The organism is Mycobacterium persicum, assembly GCF_002086675.1.
GTDB classification, from domain to species: domain Bacteria; phylum Actinomycetota; class Actinomycetes; order Mycobacteriales; family Mycobacteriaceae; genus Mycobacterium; species Mycobacterium persicum.
Window position 1 is genome coordinate 1 of record NZ_MVIF01000173.1, and the last position, 5258, is coordinate 5258.

General features: G+C 61.7%; 3 protein-coding genes and 2 pseudogenes. 2 read left to right on the top strand and 3 right to left on the bottom strand.

Annotated features, from left to right (window positions below; all coding sequences use genetic code 11):
• Positions 1 to 62: 62 nt before the first annotated feature.
• Positions 63 to 732 (bottom strand): annotated as a pseudogene (locus tag BST40_RS27160) (transposase); the annotation flags it as partial.
• Between the two features lie 431 nt (positions 733 to 1163).
• Between BST40_RS27160 and BST40_RS27165 the strand changes: the two are divergent.
• Positions 1164 to 2738 (top strand): DHA2 family efflux MFS transporter permease subunit, encoded by a 1575-nt coding sequence (locus tag BST40_RS27165; protein ID WP_075549901.1) that lies wholly within the window; start codon positions 1164 to 1166, stop codon positions 2736 to 2738.
• Positions 2739 to 2855: 117 nt separating this feature from the next.
• Here BST40_RS27165 and BST40_RS33440 read toward each other — a convergent pair.
• Together BST40_RS33440 and istA are read right to left on the bottom strand one after the other, a co-directional pair.
• Positions 2856 to 3591 (bottom strand): annotated as a pseudogene (locus BST40_RS33440) (ATP-binding protein).
• Positions 3588 to 4898, bottom strand: a complete 1311-nt coding sequence (gene istA / locus BST40_RS27180; protein ID WP_075549902.1) for an IS21 family transposase — start codon at positions 4896 to 4898, stop codon at positions 3588 to 3590. Before istA ends, BST40_RS33440 begins: the two are co-directional and overlap by 4 nt.
• A 59-nt stretch (positions 4899 to 4957) precedes the next feature.
• Here istA and BST40_RS32145 point away from each other — a divergent pair.
• A partial coding sequence (locus BST40_RS32145) for an IS110 family transposase (RefSeq protein WP_244174503.1) occupies positions 4958 to 5258 on the top strand: 301 nt, incomplete at its 3' end.

Below are 5258 nucleotides of genomic sequence, written 5' to 3' on the forward strand. Positions count from 1 at the left end.
TCAGCGCAAATCAAGCACCCCGGAAGAATCGGCGTGTCGAGGTCGGTGATGTATCAGGATTAGCCGGTTAAGAGGGGATCATAAGGTTTGAGTTGCACCAGCCGCGAACCCAGCGTGCCCATCAACGCCGTGACCGGATCGGTCAACCGGCCGCGACGCCCGATCCCGGCCTCGTTGTCCCACCACAACTCATGGGGCACCGCAGCGAAGCTGCCCGAAAGTAGCTTCCACATCCCGGCCACCAAATCCATGGTCTGACGCGAGGGCAACATCACCGCAGCGATGAACCGGGAGAACGCCGCGACCATCACCAACACCGGCAGCATCCGCCTCCTGGCCGAACCCGACCGCGATCCTGGATGCCGGAAACCACAGGTCACACTGAATCGCCCGCCCCGGCGGATGATCGAGCCGATCGACCGGATCGGCGGGCAGGTACTCCGGGCGGATCGCTCGGACCCGCTCCCGGAACCACGAGATCGAACCCGTCCACCCGACCCGCTCGGCGAGCACCGTCGCCGGCATCTGCGGGTAGGCCGACAACAACGCCCGCATCCGCGGCTCCACCTCGCCGATCGCCGACGGCGTCGAGGCCCGCTCATACTTCGGTGGACCATCGCTGGCCAGCGCCCCGGCCACCGTGTCACGGGCAATGCCGAGCTGGCGTGCGATGGCCCGCTGCGACAAACCCTCGCTGCGATGAAGATGCCGGATCAACGCCCAGTCTTCCAAGGAGATCACCCATCCAATCTGATTGGGTGGCCTACTTTTCAACCGTCGCGACTGGCCGGACTTTCAACCGTCGCCAACAACCTGGAATTACGGCATCGGGAGTGGCGTGGTCGGATGTTGTAGCGGGCCAGCCAGCGGATCACTTCACGGCGGCAGGTGGCCCTCAACCGAGCCCGTACCGCCACCGCGGCCAACCACCACCAGGAGGCCACCACGACGCCAGAATTGACCGCTTAAACTGCATCCCGAAGGGTCACGCGATTTGGGCGACCTCTTACACCACGCCTCTGGGCTTGGCCCGGCAGCGCCCTTACGGTCGATTTGGGAGATGGCTCATGCGGTTGCATAATGTGAGATTCTGGCGACCTGGGAAGTTGCCGATCAATGATATTGGACCGACGACAACCCACGCCGACAACGCATCGCACCCCATGTCTCGACGGATTTCCGGCTTGGCAAAGAATATTTACCCCCACCGGCTGGATGCCAAGTTGCTCCAAATAGCAAGCATATGCTTACTGGCATCGATGATGACTTACCTCGACATTACAATCGTCACGGTCGCCCAACATACGTTCATCGCAGTCTTCAGCTCGACCCACACATTGGTCGTCTGGACTATGACCGGATACACCCTGGCGTTGGCAACGGTTATCCCAGTGGCAGGCTGGGGCGCTGACCGGTTCGGGACGAAGCGACTCTTTATCGGATCACTAGCTTTTTTCATTGTCGGGTCACTTCTTTGTGGGTCAGCACCAGATATCCGACTGCTGATCGCCTTTCGCGTCGTGCAAGGTCTTGGTGGTGGATTATTACTACCGCTGGTCTTGACCATCTTAGCCCGCGAAGCTGGTCCAAAGCGGCTCGGTCGCGTTGTAGGGCTATTGGGTATACCAACAGTGCTGGGCTCAGCTTTCGGCCCGATGCTGGGCGGTTGGCTTATCGACACCTATGGTTGGCAGTGGATCTTCTGGCTGAACTTACCGTTTGGCCTGGTCGCAGCGGTTGTGGCAGCGATCGTGTTTCCAGCTGATCATCCGACGCGTTCGGAAACGTTGGACTTAATCGGAATGATGCTGTTGTCGCCGGGCTTGGCAATCTTGCTGTATGGGATGTCATCTGTGCCTAGCTTCGATTCAGTCGCGGATTATCACGTATGGATTCCGATAGCAACTGGTTTGGCGTTGATCGGCCTATTTATCTTGCACACTCTCTACCGCAGAAATCATCCGTTAATTGATCTGCGGATATTTAAGAATTATGTTGCCGCATGCGCCAATGTCGCATTATTTATTTTTGCTGCCGCGACGTCTGGCGTGGCACTTCTAATTCCTGGGTATTTTCAGCAGGTGCTACAGCAGACGCCCTTACAGGCTGGGATGAATCTGGTTCCGCGTGGAATCGGTGCGATGGTGACCGTGTTGGCAGGTGGGTTGTTAATGGATAAGTACGGACCCGGCAAGATCATGCCAGTCGGCATCGTTCTGAGTGCTGGAGGGATGGGCATTTTCGCATATGAAGTTTATCATCAGGCTGAGTATCTACCGTCCTTTGCGATTGCGCTGACAATGATGGGGCTCGGCTGGGGCTTTGCGAGGGTGCCATTGTCCGCGGCGGCAGTGCAGACGTTGCGCTCACAGCAAATCGCGCGCGGCTCCACCGTCGTCAAAGTCAATCAGCAGATTGCAGCTTCGGCAGGAACGGCGCTGATGACTGTGCTGCTGAGCAACCAATTCAACCGCCTCGAAAATACTTCTGCAGTCGATCAAAGCTTAGCCTCGCCAGGAACGCCCACCGGAAGAAGTATGTTTATCGATTCGTCATCGATGGCAGGACAATCCACGGGTTTGCATGCGCTAACTAGCGTTATGCAGGACATTTCCCATGCGTATGCCGTTGTGTTCGCAGTCGGTGCTGTAATGATCGCGTTGACATTGATTCCAATCATGATGCTGTCTCGATTGGATATCACGCTCAGTGAAGGCCGCCGTTCCGCTGTTGGGTGAGCCACTGTTTCGCTGATTGATGGGCCACTGCTCCGGTGCGGAGCGAGCCGCGTGCGTCTTGGGCTGGGTAGTGCCGGTGGGACGGGCCAGCTGGTGGTCGGCCCCACCGGCGGCTGGTCAACCGGGCAGGCCGAAGTGCTTGCGCATTGATTCGTCGCAGGTCAGCAGGGTGGCATGGGCGTTGGTGGTGATGCGATCGATAATCGCGTCGGCGAGAATCTTCTCCTCCATGCGATCGTGCCACTGGCCGGGCGGCAGTTGGGTGCAGTAGATCGTCGATGCCGTCTTATGCCGTCGATCGATCAATGTGTGCAGCTGCTGGATCTGCTGGCGGCTCGGCGTGGTGAGGAACCAGTCATCGATGATCAACAACTCCACCTTGACCAGGGTGTCCAGGCAGCGTTTCCGCTCCCCGGTGCGTTCAGCGATGGTGAGCCGGTCGAACAGTTCACCAGCCGGCAGGTAAAGCACGCTGCTGGCAGGCCTTGTTGCCCAGCGCGCAGGCCACATAGGTCTTCCCGGCGCCGGTCGGGCCCTGCAGGATTACGTCTTGGCGGTCTTGCAGGTAGTTGCCGACGGAGAGGCGCGCGATCAACTCGGCATCCACGTTGCGGCCGGGCATGGCTTCGATGTCAGCGATGTCGGCGGCGGGTTGGGCCAGTGCTGCGTATCGGCGCAGTCGGTGCAGCTTGCTGTTGCGGCGGCGTTCGTATTCCCAGTCGACGGCCATCTTGACCATCTCCGGCCCGGTGAGCCGCTGCGCGCCGGTGGCTGCGCCGAGGTTCTCGAAGTACTCGGCCATGCCTGACAGGCGCATCGCCTTGAGCCTGTCCAAGGTCTGCACGTCGATCATGACTGGCCCCCGCCCTGGCCGTAGTAGTCGGCGCCGCGCATGAAGCCGGCATCACCCAAAGACGCCATCGGTGGCGGATCAGCAGGTTCCCAAGTAGCCCATAGCTTCTTGATCAGCGTGTACGACGGTGCCGGTGCGGCGCCCAGTGCCCGACCGCAGCTGTCTTCGAGCCGAGCCGCACCGCCTTGGCGTTTGGCCAATGCCATCACCCCCAGACGCGACCGGTAGGACTGCTCGACGATCGTGCGGGAGGCCAGGATCGCCTGGATCGCCGCCACGGTGTTGGGGCCGATGGTCGCCGCCCACTGCTCGAAGCGGGCCGGGCTCCAGTCGGCCAGCCGATGCCGATGCCCGGCAGGCATGTGCTCGGCCACGGTGACATACCGTCCGCGAACACCTTTGAGCCGGACATGGCAGGCCACGCGTTCGGTACCGGTGAAGACCTCCACGGTGCTAGAGGTCAGGCGCACATCCAGACTGCGCCCGATCAGCGCCGATGGCACGGAGTAGAAATTGCGGTCCACTTGAATGTGATAGTTCGGTCCTGCCTTGGCCATTCGTAGATCCGCCAACTCGAACCGCACCGGCGGCAACGGATTGAGCAGTGGCTGTTCATCGCGCAGGAACACGATCCGCCTGGAGTCCTCCCGCTTTTGGAACGGACGCGCGTTGATCTGGTCGACCACATCGAAGATGGCCTCGTTCAACTCGGCCAGGCCCACGAACCGCCGATCCCGCAGCACCGCGGCAACCTGGTTGGCGACGAACCGCACGCTGCCCTCCACGACGGGCTCGTCGCGCGGCCGCTTGACCCTGGCCGGGATGATCGCGGTGCCGTAATGCTCGGCCAGGCTGGCATAGGCCGGGTTCAGCGCCGGTTCGTACCGGTCGGCCCGCGATACGCCGGTGCGAAGGTTGTCCGGAACCAGCAGTCGGGCCGTGCCGCCAAAAGCCTCGAATGCGTGCACATGCGCATCGATCCACGACACCAGCGTCATATCGGTGAACGCCTCCACATACGTGAAGGCCGAAAACGACAGCGCGGCCACGAACAGCCACGCCTCGGTCGCCGCACCGGTCAGCGGGTCGGCGAAGCTCATCGCATCACCGGCCCAGTCGACCTCGATGGATTCGCCCGGGGTGCGCACGATGCGCATCGACGCCCCCGGCGCCGCCACCCAGCGGCGGTACTGTTCGTTGAAGAACGAGTACCGATACGGCACCCCACCGGATTCCCGGCAGGCCGCGACGTACTCATTCCACAACAGCAACAGCGTCACCGACGGGCGCCCGAGTTCGCGGTGCACATGCTCGAAATCCGCTGCACACGGTCTGAGTCCGGCCTGATCGGTGCGGGCAACAACCGGTGGCGGACCTCGTCAGCAGCGAGGTCCGCCACCTCCCCGAAGCCCACACCGGCCGCAGTTGCGGCGGCGAACACCGACGCCACGGTGTTCCGCGAGCAGCCCAGCACATCGGCGATACCGCGCTGGTGCGCTTTGCGGGCATGGATGTCACCGTGTATTCCTCGGATACCAAACGCTCACCGGGGCATTTGTCCCGGCAAGGCTCGCCCGAGCTGCGTTGGGCCACCTTCGAGGCGGCCAAGTGCGCGGCTTGGCCCGGCTCCCCGGATTACGGCTACTACCAACAGCTGGCGACCAAGC